Source organism: Actinacidiphila sp. bgisy160 (genome assembly GCF_057707815.1).
Genome location: NZ_JBYIQW010000002.1, coordinates 165,751 through 188,029, shown reverse-complemented (window position 1 = coordinate 188,029; position 22,279 = coordinate 165,751). Strand labels below are relative to the sequence as shown.

Below are 22,279 nucleotides of genomic sequence, written 5' to 3'. Positions count from 1 at the left end.
CCGCCTTGGCGCGCCGCAAGCCCCGACAGCGCACTGGGGCACTCCCAGCCCACCGCCCACGCCTGCTCAGCCCAGACGTGGAGAACAAGTTGATCGACGCCACCCGCCAGGGCGCGCCCGTACAGACGGCCGCCGCGGTGGCAGGCATCGGCCGGACCACGTTCATGACCTGGCTCGCACGCGGCCGCGACGAAGCTGCACGGATAGCTGACGGTCTCGAGCCCGATCCGGCCGAAGAACCGTTCGTGACGCTGCTGGAGAAGATCGCCCACGCCCGCGAGCTCGCCCACGCCGGGGCCGTCCTGCAGCTCCGCCGGCTCATCAACGGTGGCTACATCACCAAGGAAGTCACCCGGAAGATGCGCGACCCGGAGACCGGCCAAATCGTGGAAGAGACCACCGTCGACAGGGCCGGGCCGGACTTCCGCGCGATCTCCTGGTACCTGGAACGCGCCCACCGGGCGGAGTGGGGCAAGGACGCCACGGTGCTGGAGATCACCGGCCCGCAGGGCGGCCCCGTGGCCGTGGAGACCACCGACGCGGACGCGCTCGCCGAACGCCTGGGCATCACCCTGCACGCCCTCACGTACCCCGACGACGAGGACCAGGACCCGGGCGACGACGACGCCAACTGAGGCCGCGACGCAAGCCGTACCGGCCCGCCACGCTGCCGACCTTCCCGCATCCGACCCGGAAGGCACGCCAGCGATGACCGCCACCCTGTACCCCGGCGCGGACCGGACCAAGAACTGGTTCGGCAAGAAGTACCCCGGCGACAAGATCAAGCCCAAGCGCGGCATCCTGCACACCACCGAGGGCACCGGCTTCACGGACTACGCGGGAGGCGCCAGCGCCCCGCACATCACCGGCGGCCCCGACTTCGCCCGCAAGCGGCTCGTGTTCCGCCAGCACCTGCCGTTCGACCGCTCCGCCCGCGCGCTCGTCAACGCCCCCGGCGGCGTCGAGACCAACACCGCCGACGCCCTGCAGATCGAGCTCATCGGCACGTGCGACCCGGCCACGCACAAGGCGTGGGCGAAGCGCGGCATCCAGCACATCTACTGGCCCGAGGCGCCAGAGTGGGCGATCCGCGACCTGGCCGCCTTCATGGCCTGGCAGTACCTCAAGAACGGCATCCCGCTGTCCGGCCCGGGCGCGGGCGACTGGCCCGCCTACCCCGCGTCGTACGGCGCCCACAACGGCGTGCGCTTCTCCGGCAGCAAGTGGAACACCTTCCGCGGCTGGTGCGGCCACATGCACGTGACGGAGAACCTGCACGGCGACCCTGGGCACATCCCCTTCGCCGAGATCCTCGCCGCCGCCAAGGCCGCGGCCGGCGCCAAGCCCCCGGCACACAAGCGCGTCATCGTGTGGGCCGGGACGACCGCCACCGCCATCGCTGCACTCGCCGGTATCACCCTGGCCGCGCTCAGCGCCGCGAACCCTGGCACGGACCTCAACCACATCAAGCCCGGGCAGCCCCTGAACCTGCCCGACAGCGCCCACGACGTGACCCCGCCGCCCAGCAAGCCGCCCGTGAAGCCGCCGGTCAAGCCGCCCGTGAAGCCCAAGCCGCCCGCGGCCCCGAAGTTCCCCGGAGCAGGTAAGTTCGGCCCGGGCAAGTCGAACACCTACGTCACCCAGCTCGGCAAGCAGCTGGTCAAGAAGGGGTACGGCAAGCACTACAGCAAGGGCCCCGGCCCGACGTGGGGCGAAGCCGACCGGCTCAACGTCCGCGACTTCCAGCTCTCCCGGCCCGAGCTGCGCCGCGACGCGGACGGCATCCCCGGCCCGCTTACCTGGAAGCTGCTGTTCTCCTGACCCCCGAGGGTCGGCCCGCAACGCGCGGGCCGGCCCCACCCCACCCCGCGAAAGGCCCCCCGTGGCAGGCGAGACCGTCATCACCGTCATCGGCAACCTGGTCGATGACCCCGAGCTGCGCTTCACCCCCTCCGGTGCCGCAGTCACCAAGTTCCGCGTCGCGTCCACGCCGCGCACCTTCGACCGCCAGACCAACGAGTGGAAGGACGGCGAGAGCCTGTTCCTCACCTGCTCGGTCTGGCGCCAGGCCGCGGAGAACGTCGCCGAGTCCCTGCAGAAGGGCATGCGCGTCATCGTGCAGGGCCGCCTCAAGCAGCGCTCGTACGACGACCGCGAGGGCGTGAAGCGCACCGTCTACGAGCTCGACGTGGACGAGGTGGGCGCGAGCCTGCGCAGCGCAACCGCCAAGGTCACCCGGGCCAACGGTGGCGGCGGCCGCCAGCAGGGCGGCCAGCAGCAGGGCGGCGGCTGGGGCAGCGCCAGCGGTGCGCCCACGGGCCGCCCGGACGACGACCCGTGGGCGAGCGGCCCGCCCCAGGACGAGCCCGCGTTCTAGGCGACAGGCGCGCCCCAACGAAGACGGCCCCGGCATTGCCGGGGCCGTTCCTATGCGTGCACCTTGCGGTGCCTGCCGGTGGGCTTGCGGTGCTTGCCGTGCCCGCTGTGCGCGGACCGCGCGGCGTGCCTGCCCGTCGCCTGCTGGGGAGGATCCGACGGCGCGGGATCGGCCGTCGCCGGGTCCGTCCACGGGTCAGTGGTCGGCTGCGTGGGGTCCGTCGGCTGCGTCGGGTCCGTGGTGGGGTCCGTCGGGACCGTGGGGTCGGTCGGCTCGGCCGGCGGCTGGTCCGGATCCGTCGGCACGTCGGGCACGTCGGGCACGTCGGGCACGGTCGGCTCGTCGGGCACGGTCGGCGGCGGCTCGACCGGCAACGTCGGCACGGTCGGCGGCGGCTCGACCGGCAACGTCGGCACGGTCGGCGGCGGCTGCGTCGTGTCGGTCGGCGGAGGTGTTGTTCCGGAGCTCGGCGACGGCGTGGTGCCCGAGCTCGGCGGCGTCGTCCCGGACGTTGGCGCAGTCGGCACGGTGACCGGGGTCTCGACCGGCGGAGCAGGCGGCGTGATCACCGGAGCAATCGGCACGGTGACTGGGAGCGTGACCGGGGTCGGGGGCAGCGGCTCCAGCGCGTCGAACGGAGAGGTGCCGGTCGGATCGAAGACGTCGACACCCACGCCCATCACCAGCGCGCTGACCGCACGCCTCGCGTCGTCCGAGACGGGCGCCCCCGGCTCGACGCCGAGCGTGCCCAGCGCGAGCGCGGCCAGGCGCTTCGGGAGCGCAACGACCTGCCCGGGCTTGGTGTGGGCCGCCTGCTCCTCGATCAGGTCGCAGTATTCGCCAATGCGGATCGGGTCCGACCCCCACAGCACGAACCGGCCCTCTCGCCGCAAGTTCCGCGTGCTTTTCTTGACGCCCAGCGACCTCGTCCAGGCCTCCGCCGCCGAATCGCTCGGGAAGATCCGCAGAATGAGGCGTTCGTCGTCGTACTCGAACCAGTACGCCGCACTGGTGGCGTCGACGCTGGCGGAGGCCAGCATCACGTGCCCGTCAGCGTCCACGCACCGCGCCTTGAACGCGGCGATCGTGGCGCACGCCTCGTGCCCGGCCGCGGCAAACTCCTGGAATTGCGGGTCATCCGCGAAGGCGCCCACCGTGGGGTCGTCGGTGCGCGGTTGGACGTTGCTGACCGCGTAGCCGAAGCCGACGCTGGTGGCCGCGACCGCAGCAACGAGCGCCGTCCGCCCTATGCGGCGCCGCAGGGGCGTCGCAGCGTGCGCGGGCCCAGTCGGGTGTGCAGGTGCCGGCGGCGGCGCGTCTATGCCGGGGCCGAAAATCTCGTCCAGTGACAGGGCCTGCGGCATCGCCGGACGGATCAGCTCCTGGATCGCGTCCGGGTGCAGCATCGGGTAGTCGTCCCTGAGCGCTTCCTGTGCGGCCCGCACAGCGGAGGCGAGAGTCTGGGCGGGGTTGAGCGCCAGGACGCGCATGGCTCCGCGCTTGATCAGCGCAGCGTCAGAGCGAAGTTTGCCGCTGACCAGGACGAGAGGCAGCGGCGGTTGTGCGGCGGTACTCATTTCGCACTGCCGTCCTTGACGTGCTCGGCCAGCAGCTCGGCGGCGTGCTCCAGGATCTCCTGCGCCTCGATGGCGCCTATTCGCTCCTTGCCGGTGGCGATCACCTCGGTGCCGCCGTCGTCGGAGGTGACCCGGGCCGCGAACCGTGCCTCGGCTGTGTGGTTGTCGCGTGAGCCCGCGTCGGGGCGCACGGTGACGCGCTCGGCGCGCTCCTCGGCCAGGGCGCGGTGGATGGCCGCGAGACCGGCCAGGCGCACGGACTCCGGCGGTGCCTCACGGGGCAGCAGCAGCGGCGGGTGAACGGCACCCACCTGGGTCGGCTCCGGCTTCCGTGCGCGCCTGTGCCTACCCGTCCCAGCCATCAATCCCACCCTCATCAGCCCTGCCCCCCAACGGGAACAGGGTTCGCGTCCACGGTCGCCAGAGCGAACCGATACTCCGCGATCCTACTTTCCTGGGGGACCGCGGCCCGCAGCTTAGCCCTGGCTCGGGCGTGCCTGGCGCGCGCCGTGGCGTGCGAAATCCCCAACAGGTCAGCGGCCTCAGCGGCGTTGACGCCGACGTAGTCGATCAGGGTCAGAATTTCTCGGTCGATGCGCCGCATTCGGCCCACCTCCCGGACGACGGCCTCCGCCATCTCGTTCTGCTCGGCGACCTGCTCCGGCCCGGGCTGCGCCGCCGGGGTGTCCACGGCGATCATGTCCGCGCAGGGCACCTCCCACATGCGGCGGCCGCGCGCCCGGGACCAGTCGATCGCGGTGTTGCGGGCAATGGACATCACCCAACTGGTGACTCCGCCATCGCTGGACAGACGGTAATTGCCGATCGAGCGGACGACCTTGACCCAGACTTCCTGGGTGACCTCCGCGACGGCCTCGGGGTCGCGCACATAGCGCTGCACGTCGCGGTACACCTTCTGCCACAGCGCGGAGTACAGCCCGGTCAGGGCGGCCTCCTTCTGCGCGTCGCCTTCCCGAGCGGCCGCGGCCAGCGCTTCCAGCTCCGGGTCGGGTGCCACCGGCTGTGAAGACCGGCGGGTGTAGGTGATACGCACAACTAACCCCTTCGGAGGGAACGAGTCCGGGGCGCCATGCCCCCACCTGTATTCGAACACATATGCGATACGTTGCAGGTCTGCGGGTTTAGCGTTACGGTGCGGGACACGCCGGGCGTAGCTGCCCGGAGAGCCCGCAGCGAAAGGCGTCCGCCGTGTCCTCCCCGTCCCCCGCACGTGACCTGTTGGCCACCGTCGAAGCTGGACGGTGGCTGACCCACGATGAAGCGGCCGACGCTGCGCGCCGTGCCGGCCGTCGCGTGACCGGCTCGTCGGACGACCTGTGCATCGACGGGGTTCCGCTGCGATCCGCCGTGCGATGTGGCCGCCGTTCGGGCGCCGTCATCACCGACGCCGGGGGCCGCTTCCTGGTCCGCCGCCCCGCCTGACTTCCGGCGCGAAAGCGGGTTGGCCTTCCACGCCGATGGGGTTGTGGAAGTGGATGTCTCTTCCACGTTGATGCTGCTGTGTTGGTCGGTGTCCCCTCCACGCACTAAGAGGGGGGTGCGTGCGCGGAGGGGAACTCAGATTACTAGCCGGTAAAGCAAATTTTCTGGCCAGTAAAGCAACCCTTAGTTCATTCCACTCTTCGCTCGGTCGAAGTGGAATGACGCGGGCGTGATTACCAGCCGAGATCGCCGTCGGTGTGCATGCCACCGCCGGAGGTCGGGGCCACTACCCAGCCGAGGTCACCCTGCGGGGCGACGACGGCGGGGGCCGTCGTTGCGGACTCGGACTCGGCGGCGGACGCGGTGGTGGCGAACAGCGTGGTCATGGCGGTGGCGGCGAAGGCTACGGCCACGACGACGCCCAGGGTGCGGGACATAAGGACTCCTTGGGGTGTGGCCCGGAACAGGTCAGGTCCCGGGACGATCTGCTCTGGTTTGTCACCACAGAGTGATCTTGCGGCCCAACCATGGTCTACGCCACGGGTACGATCAACCGGAATGGCCGTAAGAAATGACGTACGTAAAAAGTGGGCGTGTGTGTTGCGGGGAAAAATCGACGTTTCGGACAGTGACGTGCGTCACATCATGTTTGAGGACGACGTCCTCAAGGCGTACGCCAAAGCCAGGGAAGGCCTGTATCTCGACCCGATAGATCGGGCAAAGCTCCTCGAATGGGAACTTGCAATCCCGGACCCGACCAACCCTGATCAGGTGGTCCCCAGGGAAATCGAGCGGATACCCGAGGTGTACCGCGACAACGCCATCAAGTCCCTCACCGGAGCCCTGACCGCCCTCGAACGCGTCAGCCACGTGATGGACGCGCTCCGCCGCAACTACCCGGCCAACGGGGGCACCACCGACCTCGGCATCACCCTCATGCGGGGCGACCGTGACCGCGTCACCGCCGCCATCGCGCGGGCCGCGGACGCGTCCGTCCTCGGCGTCTGGACCTCCAACCCGAACATGCGTCCGGCCGCGGAGCTCGCCCGACTGGAGGCCCACGACGTCGAGTTCCGGCGGTCGGGCCGTGCCATGTACAGCCTCTACGCGGACGAGTTCCGCACCGCCGAGCCCATGCAGGCATGGGTGCGACGCGTCAACGAGCAGCAGGCCGGGCAGGTCAGGACGCTGCCCGCCGCTCAGTTCTGCAAGGTCAAGATCGTGGACCCGGGCCTGCCGCATGGTCAGGCCTTCATCGAGGACTACCTGGACGGAGACCCGGACAGCGCGCTGCACGTCCGCGATCCGCGCATGGTGGCGTGGCTCGGCGCCGAGTACCAGCGATGGTGGAATGCTGCCCTCCCGTGGGACGGCACCGAGCGCTTCCTGCCCGACGAGGACGCCGGCACCACCATCCGCGTCACCGACGAGCTCGACCTGTGCATCCTCCTGTTCACCGAGCAGGACAAGACGCAGGCCTGGATCGCCGAACGCCTCCACCGCGCGGAGCGGTTGATCTCCGGGCGCATGACGAAGCTGCGCCTGCAGCTCGGCTTCAAGACCAAGGGCGGCCTCATCGCCTGGTGGATGACCTCGCCGGACCGCGCCGCGTACCTGGCCGCCATAGAGGGCCGCGGAACGACGATCGCCACGCACCGCAGGAGTGCATGAGGGGCGACCGCTGAAACACGACCGCCGCGCACCCCCAGGTCGGGGTGCGCGGCGGAGTCGTGTGCGGCCCGGGCTACCCGGTGACGGGCAGCGGGTACTCGGGGATGTCCAGCCAGTACCGGTGCACCCCGTCCGGGGACACCGTCAGGCCGAACCGGTCGAAGTCCGGGCGCTCATGCCCGTCCCACCAGGCCCACGCCGCGGCGACCTCATCCCACAGGCGCCGCGGCCCGTACTCCACGACGTGACTGACCGGCTCGCCGGGCACATGGTCCGCAGTCGCCCACGAGTCGCCCGCCGTGTCGGTCAGCCACAGCGTGAACTTCCCGCCGCTGTACCGCTCCACCTCCATGGCCACAGTCGGCACCTGCAGACCGACCGCGAACTGAGCGATCCACGGCAACAGCTCGTCCACGGGCACGCCCGTGGTCGACCGGTCGCCGTCGCCCGGCCACTTCTTCCCGCCCAGGTACTCGATCGGCGGACGGGCCTGCGGCCGCTGCTGCCGCAGCCGCATGAACGCCGACGACATCACGAACAGGCCCGTGGCCGATCCGTCCTCGCGCACCGTCAGGCGCACGATGCCCTCACCGCCGTAGTCCGGGCCGAGCGGCGCCAGGACCAAGCCGCCGGGCCGGGTCTGCTCGATCCACGCGGGCGGCACCGTCGTCACCGAGCACGTGGCGATGACCCGGTCGTACGGGCCGCCGGCCGCATACCCGACCGTGCCGTCGCCCACCACCGTGGTCACCCGGGACCCGGCCGCCTTCAATGCCTGCGCGGCGGCCGCCGCAACCGTCTCGTCGTACTCCACCGTGACGACCTGGTCGTGCCCGAGCCGCGCGGCGAGGAGAGCAGCGTTCCAGCCGGTGCCCGTGCCGATCTCCAGCACCCGGTCACCGTCCTCCAACTGCAGCGCAGCGAGCATGCCGAAGACCATGCGGGGCTGACTGTTGGACGACGACGGCAGGCCGCTCGGCTCGGCGGCCTCCCCGTCGCTGAACTGGGTGGTGATCGGGGAGTCTTCCGCGACCGCCTCCCACCACCCGGCGGGGTCCGCGTCCCGGTCGATCTGCCTGTGCTTGCCGCGCCCCTGGTCGGCCCGCGCCCACGCCTGCGGCGGGATGAACAGGTCACGGGGGGCCGCTGACAGTGCGGGCAGCCACTCCGCGGGGAGATCCCCTGCCTCAATGAGCGCGGAGGCCAGCCGCGTACGGCCGGCCTCCGGCTGGTGCTGGTCGCTCATCGACTACCGGCCGCTGCTGTCGGAGTGGCCGCCGTCTTCCTGGCCGCCCTTGCCGCCGTGGTCGTTGCCGGAGCTGCTGTCGCTCTCGCCGCCGTCGGCCGCGACCACGCCGACGTGGGTCTCGGTGGCCTCGGTGATCTCGTCCATCGTGTGACCTCCTTGGTCTGTCCGCGCGGGGACCATCCTCGCGCGGGTCGTGCGTCTTGCGGGCCCCGTTCCGGCCGGCTGACCTCCGGCCGGAACGGGGAGTTGGAAGCCGTCTCCCGGGCGAGGCCCCAGCCCCGCGCGGGAGACAGCCGTTCATGGGAGGGACGGGGCGTAGGGCCGGTGAAGGGCATCCGCCGTGGCGCGCTGCAGGCACAGGCCCTCGGCCATGCAGGCGCGGCACTTCCCGCGCGGAACCGCCAGCCCGGCCGGGTACACCGCGACCACTGGGGTAACCGGCACGCCGTCGACCAGGCACAGCAGGCACGTCCCGGGCGCCCACGGGCGGGCGTCGAGCAGCTCCGCCTCCTCGTCGTCCAGGACCACCGCGGCGGCCGCCATCACGCCCGCACCATCACCGGCATGGGCGGCGCCAGCTCGAACCGGTCCAGAGCGTGCGCCAGCAGCTCCGGCACGATGAGTCGATCCGCCGACTGCGGCACCCGCCAGTGCGGGCCCGGGCCCTGGCGCTTGGCCGGCGGCGGCACCGGGATGCGGAACGCCCGGCCGTAGCAGAGCCCGCGCGGGTGCATCCACTGCGCGAGCGTGCCCGGGGGTACCAGCCACAGAAGCGAGTCGCCGTGCGCGATGACCGGGCCGCAGCCGCCGACCTGGAACCGCTCCATCCATCGCACGGCCCGCTCGCCTGCCGCGCCGTACGTGGTCAGCACCAGGTCCCAGGCGTGCCCGGTCGGGCGCAGAGTCCATTGGCGGACCAGCTTGGCGAGCTCGGCGAACTCGTCGGCGGCGGGCGCGTCCTGGCCCGTCGTGGTCGGTGCGGCTGCCGTCATGGCGACCCCCTGTCGATGCGGTCACTGTCCACACAGGTAACCGCCCGATCACGCTCCGCAGTAGGGCAAACAGACGGCAATGTGCCCGCACGCCCTAGGGCCAATTTGCGATTCCTTTACTCGGAGGGGAAGGCTCCGCCGTACCTTTGACGCATGGTCAGCACTCCCGACGCGAGCCGAAACGTCATCCTGGAAGCCCGGATGACTGCCGCCGGCCTGAGCGCGAGCGACCTCGCAACGGCGATGAACGACGCCTTACTTGCCCGCACCGGCCGCCGCGGCGAGCTCACCGACCGCACCATCCGGCGCCTCCTGAGCGGACAAACCCGATGGCCGCAGAGCAGACAGCTCCTGGCGCTGGAGGCAGTATTCGGCTGTACGGGTGAGGCCCTGGGCTTCACCAGGCCCCACCGCTCCAAGCGGCCGCGACCAGAGAAGGCACCAGTGGACCGCCGCGCATTCATCACCGCCACCGCGGCGGCCGCCGCCCTCAACGCCGCGCCCGCCGCCGCATCCCCCCGCATCGGGCGAGCCGACATCGAGCGCCTGCAAGCCGAACTCGACGCGCTGTCCGCGCAGGACCAGAGATCCGGCGGCTCCGCAGCCATCGAGACCCGAGCCCTCGCCCAAGCGCAGATCGCCACCGACCTGATGAACAGCGGGCAGGCCACCAGCAGCATCCGGCGCGCCGCATACTCCCTCGCCGCCAACGCGACCATGGCCGCGGCGTGGGCAGCGCTCGACACGCACGCCATGGACCGCGCGCAACGCCACGTCGAACGCGCCTTGACCCTCGCAGGTCTGTCCGGCGACTCCGTCGTCGTCCTCCGCGCGTGGAACTACATGGCCCTGCTGGCCTCCCAGCAGCAGCGGCCGGCCGACGCCCAGGCCGCCGCCGAACGCGTCCGCGGCAACGCGATGACCCGCCGCGACCCGCTCTACGCATCCCTCGGGCACGCCCGCTTCGCCCTGGCCCTGTCCCAGCAGAACGACACCCGCCGAGCCCTGCGCGCCATCCGGCTGTCCGAGGACGCCCTACACCGCGCCGACCCCGCCGCGCCCCGCCCCGCATGGTTCGGCTTCTACGACATCGCCGAATGGCACGGCCTGTCGTCCCTGGTGCACCTGCGCATCGGCCGCCCCGACGAAGCCGAGTACCACGCCCACCGGACCCTCGCCCAGATCCGCCCCGGCTACGAGCGGAACCAGGCCTACTACACCGCGCAGCTCGCCCTGGCCCAGGTCAGGCAAGGCGACCTCGAACAGGCCTGCCGCACCGCTGACGCCCTCTACACGCACGGCCTGCCGAACTCCGGGCGCGTGCGTGCACTCCTGCGCAACTTCCGCACCGAAGCGGCCGCAACGGGGTCAGCCCGCGCCCGCGCATGGCTGAATGACACCCGGACCAACACCCTGTGAAAGGACTCGCACCCATGGACCTGGAGCTCCGGCGCGTAGGACGGGAAGGCCTTGACGAGGTACGGCAAACGCTCCTGGACGTGTTCGCCGAGGTGTACGCCCACCGCATGAGCGATCCGTTCTTCAGCGTCGAACGCTTCGATGAGCGGCTGACCGGGCACGCCGGCCGCAACTCATGGGAGGCCGTCATCGGGTACGACAACGGCACACCCGTCGGCTACGCCTACGGTGCAGCGCTGCAGCCCGGAGCCCGCTGGTGGATGCACCAGCTCGACCCCCTGCCCGAGGACTACACGGAGGAGACCGGCGCCCGCACCCTCGCGCTTTTCGAGCTCATGACCCGCGAGCAGTGGCGCGGCCAGGGGATCGCCCGCCGCATCCACGAGGAGCTGCTTGCCGGTCGCGCCGAGGAGCGCGTCACGCTCCTGGTCGACCCGCGCAAGACCGAGGTCAAGGCCACGTACGAGCGATGGGGCTACACCAACGTCGGCGAGCAGAAGCCCTTCCCCGACTCCCCGCTGTACGCCACCATGGTCCGCCAACTCCGAGCCCCCACGGCCGCGTAGCGCCGCCAGCCACCGCCCGCCCGCCACCCTGCGGGCGGGCGCCGTGCTCCGCGGACGGTGGCACACTGATCGTGGGGCGGCAATGATCCCCGGGACGCTCCCGGGACACCTGGCGGTGACGGCCGCCGCCCCCGTCGACCGTCTGCCGGGACCAGGCAGGGACCAGGTGACTGGACCCTCCCGCTACGCGGTGCCCCGCTCAGGGGATCCCCACCGTGCGGGGCGAGATGCCCCCGGAGACGCCGAACGCCCCGCCCCGGGAATCCCAGGGCGGGGCGTTCGCTTTCGCGCTGCTCAGTCCCGCAGCGCCTCGAACCTGGCCTCCGCCTGCAGCAGCAGATCCACGCTGGAGTGCCGGGCGTACAGGGCCCGGATCTCCTGCCCGGCCCGCGCGTCGTCGCGCTGGACGCCCTGCTGCCGGGCGGCCGCGGTGCGCAGCGCGTCGCAGAACTCCTGCGGCGGGGTGACCGCGCGCAAGGCCTGCACCACGCCGTTGACCGCGTCGACCAGGACCAGGCGCAGCGGGAACACCGCGGCGGCCGGGAGCTCGACCGGCTCCGCGATGGCTTGCCGGTGGTACTCCCACGCCGCATCCGACCACGGCAGACCGTGCTTGGGGTTGCTGTCGCGCGGGTCCGTGAACCGGTACAGCAGCATGGCGAAGCGGTCGAACGATACGATGCCGAACTCTGCCGTGCCCTGCCCGAACGCCTTGACCTCATGCCGGGCCGGAGCGTCGATCGGCAGAACGAACTCCGCCCCCGACAGGGTCAGGCGAAGTTGCCCCATGCCCCCGGGCCACTGGGTGATGCGCGCGTTGTACGGCTCGCCCACCGCGAGCCGGTGCAGCGCGGCCGCCGGCTCCGGGCCGCCGTCGAACTCGTCGTCGCCCGGATCGGTCACCAGGCCCAGCGTCGGGTCATAGGGCAGATCGGCCACGGGGTAGCCGTCCCGGAAGGTGTACCCGGCCCGCAGCACCGTCTTCACCGGGGCGGGCACCATGAACGCCCCCGGGTCGACGCCCGCCGCGTACAGCGACCCGAGCGCGACCAGCAGGGAGTGCCCGCCGTCGAGCAGGTAGCAGTGCCACGGCGCGATGTCCGCGGGCAGCTCACCCGGGTACGGGTGCCCCTCCTGCTGCCCCATGGCGAAGCGGTCGATCAGGTCGGCGGGGTCGGGTGTGGCAGTCATGCCGGTGTCCTCCTACAGTCGGTGTGGGCGGGGCCGAATTCGCCTCGGCCCCGCCCGCTCTCATCCTTGCTCACTGGCCACCGCGCGCGGCGGCCTTCTGGACCTACTCGCCCGCTACCGGGCGAAGCACCATGTGGGATCCGTTGCCCTGGCGCAGCCGCAGCGTCACGCCGTCCGCATGCCGGTCCACCCGCATCCCGTTCTCGGCAAGCGCATCGGCCACCTGCCGCGCCACCTCGTCCCCGGGCACGGCCTGGTCCTCGCCGACGTCCCCGACCGTGACCCGGTACGCCGCGCCCAGGTCGACTATCCGAGCCGCGATCCCGGCGCGCTGGTGCTCCGAGTAGACCGGCAGCCCGCAGGCCTCCAACTTCCACTCCCGCGGCGGCAGGTCCGGCAGGCCAAGGATCTCCGTCCAGCCGTCCAGCAGCCACACGGTGGTGCCCACGACGGGGCCGCGCTTGCGGATGGCGGGCGTGCCGTCCATGCGGAACCGGTCCCCGGTCACGTGCACGATCCCGGACGCCGGGTCGGACGTCATCTCGGCTTCGGTGATCCGGAGCCGGTAAGGCCGGCTGTTCGGCATCCCCGACAGGGCCTCCGTCACCGTGATGGTCTGGCCCACCAGGGCGCGCACCGCCTCCGGCTGCTCCATCGCCGCCGCCATCACAGGTCGCCCTGGCCGTCCTGGTCGATGCGGCGCGCCTCGCACGTCCACTCGCGGGCCAACGGCTCCCACGACGTTCCGACAGGCTCGTACGCCCGGCCCTCGTCGTCGTAGACGGTGCAGGACTCGGGCCCGTCGGGGTTCACGCGGACCGTGCCCCGGCCGATGACGACCGGGAATCCGTCCTTGCCGCCGTCGGCGTCGCTGCCGTACAGGCGGACCGTCTGCGGACCGGTGGCGCGGCCAAGGCGCGTGTCCCGGCCGGTGCTCATGCTGAAAGCCATGTCGTGCTCCGTTGGGTCAGGCAGCGGACTGCCGAAGGGGTATGCGGGCGCCGGGGGTTGCTGGCCTCCGGAATCCCAGACACTACACCAGCAGAACCCTGCGAACCAGGGTCGTACAGCAGAATGCCCCGCCCCGGAACGAGTCCAGGACGGGGCGCTGCGCCGCGCTCAGGTCAGCGGCGACGCTCGCTCAGCAGCATGCGGCCCAACTGGGCCAGGTCGACCACTCCGCCGACCTTCCGGTCCACCTTGCAGGCCTCGCACGGGGCGATCAGCGTCAGCGTCTCCTCCACGCTGCCGCCGCCAGCCCACCGAAGGATCAGGCCCGGCGACCCGGGCACGGGCGCGTCCGCCTCCGCCTCCGCGTCCTCCGACGGCAGCGCGTTGGCCGTGAACGTCAGTTCCGCGGCTGCCTCCTCGCCCAGCGTCCGCTTGGCGAATCCGAGGGCGTACGCCGGCCACGCGGCACGGTTCGCGGCCTCGGCCGCGCCAGACGCCTCCCACTGTTCGTTCTCGGCGGCCAAGGCCAGGTCCGTCAACGTCTCACCCATGGGGTTCTCCTCGCATGTCTCGCAGGTGGTGCCCGCACGGCACGGCGCCGGGCGGGAAGTCTGGGGGTGCTCAGCCGAAGAGGGCGAGCTGTCCGGCGGGGTCGCTGGCGAAGAGTGCGATCTGCCCGGCGGGGCCGCCGTCGTCCTGGGCGGGCACCTCGCCGGGGCCGCAACCCTGCTCGGCGTGCTCCCAAAACTCGATCGTGTACCGCATCGAGTTGCGGTCTTCGAGGTAGCAGACCGTCCACGGGCACCGGTCGCACTTGGACCAGATCCACGTGCGGGTGTCCTTGGGGCGGGCCGGCGGGTACGGGCCGATGTACGTGCGAAGGTGGCTCGTGTCGGGGAGGGCCACGGGGGTTGCTCCAGTCTCGTCAGGGGGTGTCGGCGCCCGCCCGGCCCAGCACGGAGGGCGGACGCCGAAGTCATGGGGGCGGTCAAGCCGCCAGGGCCTGCGACCCGTCGAAGCGGATCCGCTTGAGCCGGGCGAGTTGCTCGCCGATGCCGCGCGTCCCTGCCAGCGGCGCGGCCGCATCCGGGAACACCTCGCGGGCCAGGCGCACGTACCGGCTGCCCGCGAGCACCGTCACGTCCGCATCGAGGACGCCCATCGCCTCGGACTGGCGCCGGATCGTCTCGGGCTTCACCGTGCGCGGGTCGCCGACCGTGACGTCGTACGTCCACAGCGGCCGCTGCAGCGACACCAGCCCGTACCAGGCCGAGAGCACGACGACTCGCGCGCCGGTCTCCGCCGCCAGCCGATCCGCGGCCGCCCGGCAGGCCCGGTGATACGAGCCCACGTAGAGCTCACCCGCAGGCCACGACCGCCACTCCGTCCGTTTGGCTCCACCGCACGGAATCACCAGGAGCCGCGAGGGTGCCGGCGCCGCGCCCAGCCGCTCAGCCTCCGCGCGCCCAGCCGGAGTGATCGGCACATCGAGCGGCCACGTCGGCAGGTCCGCGATGCGCGTGGGCTTCCGGCCCGGCAGCAGCGGCCACAGCCCGACGTATCCGCGCTCCTCCAGGGCGATGGCCGTCCGCTGGTGCACGTCGGTCAGCATCCCGTCGGGGTGCGCGGCCGCGCCCAGCAGTGCGGCCCGTGCGACCTTGCCCAGCGCGCTCATGCCGCCAGCCCCAGACCCGCCAGGTACAGGCGCGTCGCATCCCAGCCCAGGTGCTCCGCCATCGCCGCGCCGCGCGCCACCCGCACCGGGCCCTCGGTGGCGTTGAGCTCCAGGGCGCGCGCCAGCACGTCGGCCATGGACAGCCCCCGCTTGAACGTGCTCCCCGTCTCCCGCTCGACCGCCACGTACTCGGCCGCCAACTCCGGGTCCTGCCGCGCGGCCAACACCAGATCATCGAAGGTCGCCATCATGCAGAAAACGCAGCTCAGGCGGCGCATACCCGTGTCATAGACGGCGCTGTACGGCAGGCCCGAAGCCTCGATCATCCGCCACACCGCGGCGTCGGACAGGTGGTGTACCGGCATCCACGTCACGACCGTGCGGCCCTGCGTGCTCGCCCGCTTGTCGATGACGAGCGGCAGCTTCTTCGCCCGGGCCTTGCTCTCGGCGGCCCGCTGGCCCATGCAGTTGAGGATCCGCAGCGGCCGCCCCAGGTCCCCGTGCTCCTGCTGCAACGCGGCCATGAGCTGCCCCACCACGTCCCGCTTGTTGTTGGACGTGCAGTAGCGCGCCGCGCTCGAAAACCACGCCGGAGGCACCGGCAGCGCGCCGGCCGCAAGACCCTGCTTCTCCTCCTCGGTGGCCGTCTTCGCCACCAGCCGCACGTGCCGGTCCCGGACCTGCTGCAGGAGATCCCCGCCGTTGCGGCGCACCGCGATGAAGTCCAGCCCGAGCGCCCGGGCCTGCTGCTCCGCCAGCTCCCGCGTGCTGCCCCACTCGACGCGGCCCAGGTCGCAGTGCACGACCAGGATGCGATCCGTCACCCCGGCCGCCTTGGCCAGCAGGTAGACGTGCCACAGGAGCGCCAGGGAGTCCTTACCGGCCGACGACGACACAAGGATCACGTCGGCCCACTGGACCAGGCGCAGAGCCTTGGTCGGGATGCCCGCCGCCAGGCGGGTGCGGGGAAGGGTCGTGCGAGACACGGCGAAGGCCTCTCTCAGTGCGGGTGAGGGGGCCGCCCCGCCCGTTGCTGGCGGGCGGGGACGGCAGGTTGCGGCTGGTTCGGTCAGCGGGTCAGGGCGCGGCGCCCAGTGGAACCGGTGCGGGACTGCCCCAGGTCCGCGCCGTAACCGGCGCGTCCGCCCGAGTAGTACGCGTTGGCGTTGACCGAGCTGCGCGCGTTCCGGGTACGGGGGAACAGCTCGTTGAAGCGGCGCCGCACCAGTGACGCGCGCTCGGCGAGGACCAGGTCCGCCCCGGGCCGGCCGCTGTCCGGCATGCCGCCGTACGCCGCGGAGGCCTGCGCCTTCGCCCGCCGCTCGATCTCCCGCAGGCGCCCTTCCACCGTGGCGATGTAGCCGAGCATCCACGCCCGCTTAAGTGACCTGGCGTTCTTCCCGCTGAACCCCTCGCGGTTCGCGGCGCTGATCATCTGCATCTGCAAGGACGCGTGCATGATCTTCGCCCGCTCGACGTCGGCCCGGAAGCCCACCAGATGCACGCGGGCCGCCGTGACCTTCTTGCCGTTCGCGCCCATCGTCGTCTCCCGGCTGAGCATGATCGGACGGCAGCCGTACGCCTCGGCGACGTAGTACAGCAGGCGCGCCAGCTCCTGCGACCACGCGGCCGTGATGGTCACGATCTCGTCTTCCGGCACGTCCGGGCGCACGCCCGTGTTGTGGAGCGCCGCGGCGTCCAAGCCGTACTTCGACAGGATCTCGGCCGCCTTCGCGGTCAACGCCTCGGCCTCTGCGGGGAACGTGGTCGCCTGCGCCTTGGCCAGCAGCGCGCGGGCACGGTTCAGGGCGCTCTCGGGGGTGGGGGTGCTCATGGTCGGTGGTGCCTTCCTTGGTGCGGGGTGGGGTTGCCGGGGCGGATTGCTGGCCCGCCCCGGCGGGGTGATGTCGGGGGTGGTCGTCAGTGGCCGGCGGGCGCGTCCTGCTCCTCGTTCATGCGCGCGGCCATCTCCTCGGCCGCGTCGCGGTCGTCCAGGGCGCGCACGTCGACGCGGGTCCAGGTGTCCACGATCAGGGAGCCGCCGCCGAACGGGAGGCCGCTGTCCGCCACGGTGTACCGAGGAGCGTCGCCACGGTCGCCGACCCACACGCCGAAGAACTCGGGCGTGATGGCGAGCGCGAACCCGGCCGCGTCCAGGGCCTCCGCGAGCTCCCGCCGCTTCGACTGCTGCCGGGTGGTGTCCGCCGCGACCTTCCGTGCCAGGTCCCACGCGACGAACCAGCGGCCGTTGCGCTCCAGGACGACCCAGCCGGCCCGCTGCCCGGGCACGTGCTCGGGGAATCGGCCGCGCAGGACGTCGGACACGCGGTCCGCGAGGGTCTTAGGCTGCGCCCACAGCACCGAGCCCGCGAGCGGGACCGCGTTCCACCCGGCCGCGATCAGCGCGCCGATGTACTCGTCACGCATGGCCCGGGCGTTGGCGCGCTCCCCGGGGAGCTCGGGGCCGTGGGCGATCAGCAGGGCGCCCGTGCGGCTCGTGCCGATGGTCTCGACGCGGAAGCCCTGGCGGTCGTCGGTCGCGGGCGTGAACCCGGCCGCCGTGAGGATGCCGGTCGCGGTCTCGGCGGTCTCGGCGTCGGGGTGGGGTGCGGACACGATGGTGCTCCGTTCGTTCGTCGGGTGTAGCGGGGGTGAGCCGTGGAGGCCTCCGGCGGTTCTCCGCGCCGCCCGGGGCCGCACCGCTGTGTGCGGGCGACACCGGGCGGCACAGGCGGCCGCCGGGGGTCACTTCACGTTCAAGAGCGCCCAGTTCACGATCAGCAGCGAGTCGGCGAGGAGGGTCTTGCAGTCGGTGCTGATCTCCTCGCCTCGGTAGGACGCGACCCACCCGACGTGGGGGCGCCGGGCGGGGCCCGCCGCTTCGACCGTGAAGCCGTGCCCGGACTTGGTGCGGGCCACCACGTACCGCACGCCCCTGTCCGTGGTGCGCACGTCGGCGCGCAGGCCGGCCGACCGCAGCAGGATGCGCAGGAGGTACGCGGGCGCCATCGGACCGTTCATCGGCAGGGGCGCGGCACCGTACGCGAGGAGCAGCACCACGGCTTCCCGCGGCGTCACGAATCCGCTCGTCAGCGTCCACGGGTAGGCCTTCCCGAAGGCTTCGTGCAGCACGACCGGGCGGCCCTTGCGGATCAGGGTGTCGTCACCGTTGCGCATCACGACGAGCGGCCGGTCGCCGGTCGCCTGGCCGTACGCGGCTGCCGCGCGGAGGGCGTAGTCGGTGGGCAGGTCGTAGATGACGACGCGGGCGACGATCCGCCCGTGCTCATTCGGGGCGATCAGCACGTGCCCGGTGGATCCGCGCCACTCCCACGTGATTACGCGGGACTCCTCGGACCGCCAGATGGAGTTGGTGACCCTGACGGGCAGGGCCTTGACGATCGCCTCTTCGGCGTCGGCGAGAGCGACCAGGGTGGCAGCGGTGGGCGGGACCAGGCAGACGGGGGCGACGAGCACGGACACGGGGTTTCTCCGGTTCGATTGGTGGTGCGGGGCGGGGTGCGGGGGCCGGGCCGCTCAGTGCTGGTGAGCGGCCCGGCGGGGGGTGTTACAGGAGGGCGAGCATCCAGCGGGCGGACGCGGCCACGGTCACGGCCACCTCGTGGAGCGTCGCGCCCTCCAGCGGGGCGACGTACTCCTCGGCGCCGCACCGGTCGGCGTCGACCGCGTTGAGCACGATCACCTCTTCCGGGTCCACCGACAGCGAGACGTACGCGCCGGACGGCGAGACCAGGTGCTCCTGACCGATCGACAGCCAGTCGGTGGGGGTGACCGCCTGCCAGCCGGTCCCGAGCATGCGGGCCGCGTGCTCGACCAGGTCGCGGATGGAGAACTCGGTGCTGGCGGGCTTGAGCAGGGATACGGACATGCGGGTGCCTTCCTTCGGGGCGCGGCGGGATGCCTGCGCTGCGGGTGCCGGTCGGGGTTGCTGACCCCTTCCGACACCCCAGACACTACACGACCGGAAGTGACACGCAACAGGCAGTGGCGAGAATCCGGCCCAGCGTCAGACAGCCGGCCCTGCGCTGCCGTTCGTCTCCGGCTCGGCGGACGCGAGAGACGACGGGCGCACGCACCGCAGCGCCACGTTCTCGAACGGCATCACCGGCTGCTGCTCCGGCGGCAGCAGCATGTACCGCACCGGCTCGCCGATCATCGCGCGGCACTCATCCGCCCGGCCGGTCGAGCACTTGGGGCACGCGCCGGCCCCCGCGTCGTTGAACCCGGCCACGTGGAAGAGGCAGTAACGGCAGATGCAGGGGAAGGCCCGGTAGACGCCGTGGTGACGCACCTGGGAGCCGAAGTAGCGGACCAGCGTTCCCGCCGGGAACGGCCCGTCGACGGCGTTCGCGGCGTAGGCGGCACCGACGGCCGCGGGGGTGTTGGCGACCAGGTCCGCCACAAGGGCAGCGACCGGAGCAGGCAGAGAAGAGGGCATGAGCGCGCCTTTCGGGTGCGGGAGTTGGCGGGTGCTGACCGCCGGTCCGGCACGGTACACCATCCGTGTCACTTCCGTGGGTTGTGCGTTCCGGGGTTGATCCACTAGCGTTAGCCATGCACGACGGAGCGGCCAGCAACCGCACCGATCGGGCCCCGCACACCCGCTGTTCCCGCCGGGAACACCGCACGGAAGGCACCCCGCCACCGATGAACAAGCGCGCCCGCGACGCCCGCGCCGCACTCCGCCGCCGCTCCGCAGACACCCGCTTTGAAGCGTCCCTGCTCCGGGGCCGCGCACTGGCGACACACTTCCTCGCCGCCGGAGTGGACGACGTGAAGGCCATCAAGGGCGCCGCGAGCGGACTGTCCGCCGCCGCCAAGCGCATCGGAATCGCCCCCGTCCGCCACGGCCGAACCCTGCGCACCGTGGACGGTCACCGCTTCCGCAAGTGGAGCCCCGTCGGCCACTACAGCCGCGCGCAGCTCCCCGCCCTGGTGAACGCCTACAACCCGCGCAAGCCCGAGTACCGGGCCGCGCTCGACGCGCTGCGCTACTCCCTCGCCGCCTGACACCCCCCGGACTTCCCGGGGCGGCCGACCAGCACTCGGCCGCCCCGGGCCCGCACACCGAACGGAGAACACCCCATGCCCCGCACCGTCACCGACCCCGCCGCCGACATGGAGTTGCTGCGCGCGACCCTCGCCCCCGTCTGGCGCATGGCAGTGATCCTGCGCCACTACGACCTGACCATGGACGAGCTGAACGAGGCGGCCGCGATCATGCCGACCGCGCTCCAGGAGGCCACCGCCATCACCAACCGGCCCCACCTCGCCCACCTTCCGGTGACGGGCTGGGTTCGGGACCGGATCATCGGCGCGGAGAAGCACTCCACCCCCACCGTGTTCGGCCTGCTGCGCCTGGGCCTGGAGGCACGGGCGGCCGCCGCTGGGCCGGACGCTACGCCCGGCGACGTGTACGCCCTTCACACGCTGGCCTACGAGGTCCGGGACTACGGCTTGCACCCCGTGTTCTTCGGTCTCGACCAGGACACCCCGCGCACCGCAGCGACGCTGCGCCGCTTCCGGCACCGCGCCACCCGCCAGGGCTTGACCCCCCAGTTCTGACCCGTCCACCGGCCGCCGCGCCCCAGCACGACGCGGCGGCCGGCCCGCCCACCCGATCCGCAGACAGGAGCAACACCCATGACCCACACCCCCGAGATGGTGGCCCGCCGCACCGCCCTGTGCCTGGCCTCCGGCGTCGACCCGGCCGACATCGAGCCGGGCACCGGCTACGACCTGTCCCGCAACGGGTACGACAGCGTCCGCGCATCCTGGATCGCCCACATCACGATGCACGGGCACAACGAGCAGTACGGCCGCCCGAGCCTGCGCAAGGCGTTCTCGTACTGGGCTGAGCGGCGCCCGGAGTGGACCGCCGGGGACGACTGGGAGGCCACCGGACTCGAAGCGCACCGCGCCTACTGGGACGGCACCGGCCGCACCTGCAACACCTCGGAGTGCCTTGGGCACGGCCGCGAGCGTGAGGCCCTGTCCCTGGTGATGGTGGACGGCAGCGACGAAGACGGCCCGTACCCGGCGCTGACGCCCACGCTGTGGGTGGGCACCGAGGGCAAGGGCTTCCGCTTCACCCGCGCCACCGCCGAGGACATCGTCCGCGACCTGAACGCCTGCGAGTACGGCCTGACCGCCGAGTGGCACGGCGAAGTGATCCGCATGTCGTGGGACGCCAGTTACGAGCCGGAGCCCGGTGACCGGGACATCGCCCCGGACGCTGACGGCCTGTACGACATCTCCGGTTGGTGGCCCTGGGACGACTTCGCCGGGCCCACCGAGCGAGTGACGCCCGAGCTGATCGCCGAGCTCGAAGCGCTCCGCGTCATCCGCGACCGCTGACACCCCCTCGCACTCCGGCCGCGCCCCCGCACGGCGCGGCCGGAGTGCTGGAAACCCGCAGGTCGCACCCATACCCGCAAGTAACTTGGATCGGAGATCCCACCATGACGCACGCCCCCGTGTTCGACGTCACCTCGCCCGAAGGCATGGCCATCGCTGGTCTGTACGCCGACCTGCACCGCAAGGCGGACAGCGGGCGCGGCTGGGACGCCTGGGTCGCCCTGGAGGTTGTGGGCGAGTGGCTGACCGGACTCGGCATCGACATCGAGGAGGAGCCGGCCCCCCTCACCGTCGACCCGGTCACCGCCTGGCGCTCCGCCACCACCGCGGCCGCCATCGCCGCCGCCCGCATACTCGCCGCCACCTTCCCCGGACTGCGCCCCCTGCCCCTGCCCGGACAGATCCGGGGCCGCGCCGACGTGTCATGGGCGGACGCCCCGGACGGACACCGCCTGTTCATGATGGCCACCGCCACGGATGTACTGGTGGAAGCCAAGCTGCCGACGGCCGCCGCCCGAGCGTTCATCGACGCCGCGTACGCCCACGTGGAGCTGGAGCCGTTCATGGCTGCCGAGGGTGGCCGCACCGAGGACCTGACGGCCGCCGCGCCCGGACGGCACCGCCTGGAAGACGTGTACGGCGTCCGCGCCGACGGCACGCTCACGGTCTACCCGAACGGCATGACCGCGATCCACGTGAGCGGCCTGCCCACCGATGCCGCCCGCAAGGGACTCGCTGCGCTCCTGGACGCGCTGACCACGCCCGCCGCCTGACCACCCCTCCGGGGCCC

Annotated in this window: 30 protein-coding genes; 10 read left to right on the top strand and 20 right to left on the bottom strand. The window is 72.1% G+C overall.

The features are described from left to right. Window positions 1-77: 77 nt before the first annotated feature. From AC3EUJ_RS03575 to AC3EUJ_RS03565, 3 genes are all read left to right on the top strand, one after another. The gene (locus AC3EUJ_RS03575; RefSeq protein ID WP_431959412.1) at window positions 78-635 is read left to right on the top strand and encodes a hypothetical protein; all 558 of its coding nucleotides are present in this window, start codon (window positions 78-80) and stop codon (window positions 633-635) included. A gap of 73 nt (window positions 636-708) precedes the next feature. Next, entirely contained in the window at window positions 709-1,821 is a 1,113-nt protein-coding gene (locus AC3EUJ_RS03570; protein WP_431959411.1) for a peptidoglycan-binding protein, read from the top strand. A 61-nt stretch (window positions 1,822-1,882) separates the two neighbouring features. Continuing rightward, window positions 1,883-2,377, top strand: a complete 495-nt coding sequence (locus tag AC3EUJ_RS03565) for a single-stranded DNA-binding protein (RefSeq protein WP_431959410.1) — start codon at window positions 1,883-1,885, stop codon at window positions 2,375-2,377. A gap of 50 nt (window positions 2,378-2,427) precedes the next feature. Here the strand turns inward: AC3EUJ_RS03565 and AC3EUJ_RS03560 are convergent, their stop codons facing one another. From AC3EUJ_RS03560 to AC3EUJ_RS03545, 4 genes are all read right to left on the bottom strand, one after another. After that, window positions 2,428-3,867 (bottom strand): hypothetical protein, encoded by a 1,440-nt coding sequence (locus AC3EUJ_RS03560; protein WP_431959409.1) that lies wholly within the window; start codon window positions 3,865-3,867, stop codon window positions 2,428-2,430. 83 nt (window positions 3,868-3,950) lie between these two features. Continuing rightward, complete coding sequence (locus tag AC3EUJ_RS03555) at window positions 3,951-4,265, bottom strand: hypothetical protein (protein WP_431959408.1); 315 nt, start codon at window positions 4,263-4,265, stop codon at window positions 3,951-3,953. A gap of 65 nt (window positions 4,266-4,330) precedes the next feature. Then, window positions 4,331-5,008, bottom strand: coding sequence for an RNA polymerase sigma factor (locus tag AC3EUJ_RS03550; protein WP_431959406.1), 678 nt, complete (start codon window positions 5,006-5,008; stop codon window positions 4,331-4,333). Window positions 5,009-5,630: 622 nt separating this feature from the next. Then, window positions 5,631-5,834, bottom strand: a complete 204-nt coding sequence (locus tag AC3EUJ_RS03545) for a hypothetical protein (RefSeq protein WP_431959405.1) — start codon at window positions 5,832-5,834, stop codon at window positions 5,631-5,633. A 208-nt stretch (window positions 5,835-6,042) separates the two neighbouring features. Between AC3EUJ_RS03545 and AC3EUJ_RS03540 the strand changes: the two genes are divergently transcribed. Beyond that, window positions 6,043-7,068, top strand: a complete 1,026-nt coding sequence (locus AC3EUJ_RS03540; RefSeq protein WP_431959404.1) for a hypothetical protein — start codon at window positions 6,043-6,045, stop codon at window positions 7,066-7,068. A gap of 73 nt (window positions 7,069-7,141) precedes the next feature. Here AC3EUJ_RS03540 and AC3EUJ_RS03535 read toward each other — a convergent pair whose 3' ends face one another. From AC3EUJ_RS03535 to AC3EUJ_RS03520, 4 genes are all read right to left on the bottom strand, one after another. After that, window positions 7,142-8,314: a methyltransferase domain-containing protein gene (locus tag AC3EUJ_RS03535; RefSeq protein WP_431959402.1), complete on the bottom strand. Its 1,173-nt coding sequence runs from the start codon at window positions 8,312-8,314 to the stop codon at window positions 7,142-7,144. A gap of 3 nt (window positions 8,315-8,317) precedes the next feature. Beyond that, window positions 8,318-8,461 (bottom strand): hypothetical protein, encoded by a 144-nt coding sequence (locus AC3EUJ_RS03530; RefSeq protein WP_431959401.1) that lies wholly within the window; start codon window positions 8,459-8,461, stop codon window positions 8,318-8,320. Between the two features lie 153 nt (window positions 8,462-8,614). Next, window positions 8,615-8,860 carry a hypothetical protein gene (locus AC3EUJ_RS03525; RefSeq protein ID WP_431959400.1) on the bottom strand — a complete coding sequence of 82 codons (246 nt, stop codon included), beginning with the start codon at window positions 8,858-8,860 and terminating at the stop codon, window positions 8,615-8,617. After that, complete coding sequence (locus tag AC3EUJ_RS03520; protein ID WP_431959398.1) at window positions 8,860-9,309, bottom strand: hypothetical protein; 450 nt, start codon at window positions 9,307-9,309, stop codon at window positions 8,860-8,862. Before AC3EUJ_RS03520 ends, AC3EUJ_RS03525 begins: the two co-directional genes overlap by 1 nt. Before the next feature lie 153 nt (window positions 9,310-9,462). Between AC3EUJ_RS03520 and AC3EUJ_RS03515 the strand changes: the two genes are divergently transcribed. Further along, a complete protein-coding gene (locus AC3EUJ_RS03515; protein ID WP_431959397.1) occupies window positions 9,463-10,728 on the top strand; it encodes an NsdA family TPR-like regulatory protein in 1,266 nt (421 codons plus the stop codon). 14 nt (window positions 10,729-10,742) lie between these two features. Continuing rightward, entirely contained in the window at window positions 10,743-11,294 is a 552-nt protein-coding gene (locus tag AC3EUJ_RS03510) for a GNAT family N-acetyltransferase (protein WP_431959396.1), read from the top strand. Between the two features lie 294 nt (window positions 11,295-11,588). Here AC3EUJ_RS03510 and AC3EUJ_RS03505 read toward each other — a convergent pair whose 3' ends face one another. The 12 genes from AC3EUJ_RS03505 to AC3EUJ_RS03450 all read right to left on the bottom strand — a co-directional run bounded on the left by AC3EUJ_RS03505 (window position 11,589) and on the right by AC3EUJ_RS03450 (window position 19,570). After that, the gene (locus tag AC3EUJ_RS03505; RefSeq protein WP_431959395.1) at window positions 11,589-12,485 is read right to left on the bottom strand and encodes a hypothetical protein; all 897 of its coding nucleotides are present in this window, start codon (window positions 12,483-12,485) and stop codon (window positions 11,589-11,591) included. Window positions 12,486-12,588: 103 nt separating this feature from the next. Next, window positions 12,589-13,140 carry a hypothetical protein gene (locus tag AC3EUJ_RS03500; RefSeq protein WP_431959394.1) on the bottom strand — a complete coding sequence of 184 codons (552 nt, stop codon included), beginning with the start codon at window positions 13,138-13,140 and terminating at the stop codon, window positions 12,589-12,591. Between the two features lie 11 nt (window positions 13,141-13,151). Beyond that, window positions 13,152-13,436 carry a hypothetical protein gene (locus AC3EUJ_RS03495; RefSeq protein ID WP_431959393.1) on the bottom strand — a complete coding sequence of 95 codons (285 nt, stop codon included), beginning with the start codon at window positions 13,434-13,436 and terminating at the stop codon, window positions 13,152-13,154. A 173-nt stretch (window positions 13,437-13,609) separates the two neighbouring features. After that, complete coding sequence (locus AC3EUJ_RS03490) at window positions 13,610-13,987, bottom strand: hypothetical protein (protein WP_431959392.1); 378 nt, start codon at window positions 13,985-13,987, stop codon at window positions 13,610-13,612. 70 nt (window positions 13,988-14,057) lie between these two features. Continuing rightward, window positions 14,058-14,342, bottom strand: coding sequence for a hypothetical protein (locus tag AC3EUJ_RS03485; RefSeq protein WP_431959391.1), 285 nt, complete (start codon window positions 14,340-14,342; stop codon window positions 14,058-14,060). Window positions 14,343-14,424: 82 nt separating this feature from the next. Beyond that, the gene (locus AC3EUJ_RS03480) at window positions 14,425-15,111 is read right to left on the bottom strand and encodes a DUF6884 domain-containing protein (RefSeq protein WP_431959390.1); all 687 of its coding nucleotides are present in this window, start codon (window positions 15,109-15,111) and stop codon (window positions 14,425-14,427) included. After that, window positions 15,108-16,097 carry a phosphoadenosine phosphosulfate reductase domain-containing protein gene (locus tag AC3EUJ_RS03475; protein WP_431959389.1) on the bottom strand — a complete coding sequence of 330 codons (990 nt, stop codon included), beginning with the start codon at window positions 16,095-16,097 and terminating at the stop codon, window positions 15,108-15,110. Before AC3EUJ_RS03475 ends, AC3EUJ_RS03480 begins: the two co-directional genes overlap by 4 nt. Before the next feature lie 83 nt (window positions 16,098-16,180). Continuing rightward, window positions 16,181-16,945, bottom strand: a complete 765-nt coding sequence (locus AC3EUJ_RS03470; RefSeq protein ID WP_431959388.1) for a DUF2786 domain-containing protein — start codon at window positions 16,943-16,945, stop codon at window positions 16,181-16,183. A gap of 86 nt (window positions 16,946-17,031) precedes the next feature. Then, a complete protein-coding gene (locus AC3EUJ_RS03465; RefSeq protein WP_431959387.1) occupies window positions 17,032-17,727 on the bottom strand; it encodes a hypothetical protein in 696 nt (231 codons plus the stop codon). Between the two features lie 129 nt (window positions 17,728-17,856). After that, on the bottom strand, window positions 17,857-18,594 hold the full coding sequence (locus tag AC3EUJ_RS03460; protein WP_431959386.1) for a hypothetical protein: 738 nt from the start codon (window positions 18,592-18,594) through the stop codon (window positions 17,857-17,859). Window positions 18,595-18,679: 85 nt separating this feature from the next. Further along, on the bottom strand, window positions 18,680-19,000 hold the full coding sequence (locus tag AC3EUJ_RS03455; protein WP_431959385.1) for a hypothetical protein: 321 nt from the start codon (window positions 18,998-19,000) through the stop codon (window positions 18,680-18,682). 138 nt (window positions 19,001-19,138) lie between these two features. Next, a complete protein-coding gene (locus tag AC3EUJ_RS03450) occupies window positions 19,139-19,570 on the bottom strand; it encodes a hypothetical protein (RefSeq protein WP_431959384.1) in 432 nt (143 codons plus the stop codon). A 209-nt stretch (window positions 19,571-19,779) separates the two neighbouring features. On the opposite strand from AC3EUJ_RS03450, the gene AC3EUJ_RS03445 reads away from it, so the two are divergent. From AC3EUJ_RS03445 to AC3EUJ_RS03430, 4 genes are all read left to right on the top strand, one after another. Beyond that, complete coding sequence (locus AC3EUJ_RS03445; RefSeq protein WP_431959383.1) at window positions 19,780-20,142, top strand: hypothetical protein; 363 nt, start codon at window positions 19,780-19,782, stop codon at window positions 20,140-20,142. A 75-nt stretch (window positions 20,143-20,217) separates the two neighbouring features. Then, window positions 20,218-20,697: a hypothetical protein gene (locus tag AC3EUJ_RS03440; protein WP_431959382.1), complete on the top strand. Its 480-nt coding sequence runs from the start codon at window positions 20,218-20,220 to the stop codon at window positions 20,695-20,697. Between the two features lie 78 nt (window positions 20,698-20,775). Continuing rightward, window positions 20,776-21,489: a hypothetical protein gene (locus AC3EUJ_RS03435; RefSeq protein ID WP_431959381.1), complete on the top strand. Its 714-nt coding sequence runs from the start codon at window positions 20,776-20,778 to the stop codon at window positions 21,487-21,489. A 104-nt stretch (window positions 21,490-21,593) separates the two neighbouring features. Continuing rightward, a complete protein-coding gene (locus tag AC3EUJ_RS03430; protein ID WP_431959380.1) occupies window positions 21,594-22,262 on the top strand; it encodes a hypothetical protein in 669 nt (222 codons plus the stop codon). Window positions 22,263-22,279: the final 17 nt, after the last annotated feature.

Bases quoted from the DNA above. Each gene is read 5' to 3' on its own strand.
- AC3EUJ_RS03570 (WP_431959411.1), top strand. From the start codon at position 709: ATGACCGCCACCCTGTACCCCGGCGCGGACCGGACCAAGAACTGGTTC.
- AC3EUJ_RS03560 (WP_431959409.1), bottom strand. From the start codon at position 3,867: ATGCGCGTCCTGGCGCTCAACCCCGCCCAGACTCTCGCCTCCGCTGTG.
- AC3EUJ_RS03545 (WP_431959405.1), bottom strand. From the start codon at position 5,834: ATGTCCCGCACCCTGGGCGTCGTCGTGGCCGTAGCCTTCGCCGCCACC.
- AC3EUJ_RS03540 (WP_431959404.1), top strand. From the start codon at position 6,043: ATGTTTGAGGACGACGTCCTCAAGGCGTACGCCAAAGCCAGGGAAGGC.
- AC3EUJ_RS03535 (WP_431959402.1), bottom strand. From the start codon at position 8,314: ATGAGCGACCAGCACCAGCCGGAGGCCGGCCGTACGCGGCTGGCCTCC.
- AC3EUJ_RS03530 (WP_431959401.1), bottom strand. From the start codon at position 8,461: ATGGACGAGATCACCGAGGCCACCGAGACCCACGTCGGCGTGGTCGCG.
- AC3EUJ_RS03525 (WP_431959400.1), bottom strand. From the start codon at position 8,860: ATGGCGGCCGCCGCGGTGGTCCTGGACGACGAGGAGGCGGAGCTGCTC.
- AC3EUJ_RS03520 (WP_431959398.1), bottom strand. From the start codon at position 9,309: ATGACGGCAGCCGCACCGACCACGACGGGCCAGGACGCGCCCGCCGCC.
- AC3EUJ_RS03515 (WP_431959397.1), top strand. From the start codon at position 9,463: ATGGTCAGCACTCCCGACGCGAGCCGAAACGTCATCCTGGAAGCCCGG.
- AC3EUJ_RS03510 (WP_431959396.1), top strand. From the start codon at position 10,743: ATGGACCTGGAGCTCCGGCGCGTAGGACGGGAAGGCCTTGACGAGGTA.
- AC3EUJ_RS03505 (WP_431959395.1), bottom strand. From the start codon at position 12,485: ATGACTGCCACACCCGACCCCGCCGACCTGATCGACCGCTTCGCCATG.
- AC3EUJ_RS03500 (WP_431959394.1), bottom strand. From the start codon at position 13,140: ATGGAGCAGCCGGAGGCGGTGCGCGCCCTGGTGGGCCAGACCATCACG.
- AC3EUJ_RS03495 (WP_431959393.1), bottom strand. From the start codon at position 13,436: ATGGCTTTCAGCATGAGCACCGGCCGGGACACGCGCCTTGGCCGCGCC.
- AC3EUJ_RS03490 (WP_431959392.1), bottom strand. From the start codon at position 13,987: ATGGGTGAGACGTTGACGGACCTGGCCTTGGCCGCCGAGAACGAACAG.
- AC3EUJ_RS03480 (WP_431959390.1), bottom strand. From the start codon at position 15,111: ATGAGCGCGCTGGGCAAGGTCGCACGGGCCGCACTGCTGGGCGCGGCC.
- AC3EUJ_RS03470 (WP_431959388.1), bottom strand. From the start codon at position 16,945: ATGAGCACCCCCACCCCCGAGAGCGCCCTGAACCGTGCCCGCGCGCTG.
- AC3EUJ_RS03455 (WP_431959385.1), bottom strand. From the start codon at position 19,000: ATGTCCGTATCCCTGCTCAAGCCCGCCAGCACCGAGTTCTCCATCCGC.
- AC3EUJ_RS03450 (WP_431959384.1), bottom strand. From the start codon at position 19,570: ATGCCCTCTTCTCTGCCTGCTCCGGTCGCTGCCCTTGTGGCGGACCTG.
- AC3EUJ_RS03445 (WP_431959383.1), top strand. From the start codon at position 19,780: ATGAACAAGCGCGCCCGCGACGCCCGCGCCGCACTCCGCCGCCGCTCC.
- AC3EUJ_RS03440 (WP_431959382.1), top strand. From the start codon at position 20,218: ATGCCCCGCACCGTCACCGACCCCGCCGCCGACATGGAGTTGCTGCGC.
- AC3EUJ_RS03435 (WP_431959381.1), top strand. From the start codon at position 20,776: ATGACCCACACCCCCGAGATGGTGGCCCGCCGCACCGCCCTGTGCCTG.
- AC3EUJ_RS03430 (WP_431959380.1), top strand. From the start codon at position 21,594: ATGACGCACGCCCCCGTGTTCGACGTCACCTCGCCCGAAGGCATGGCC.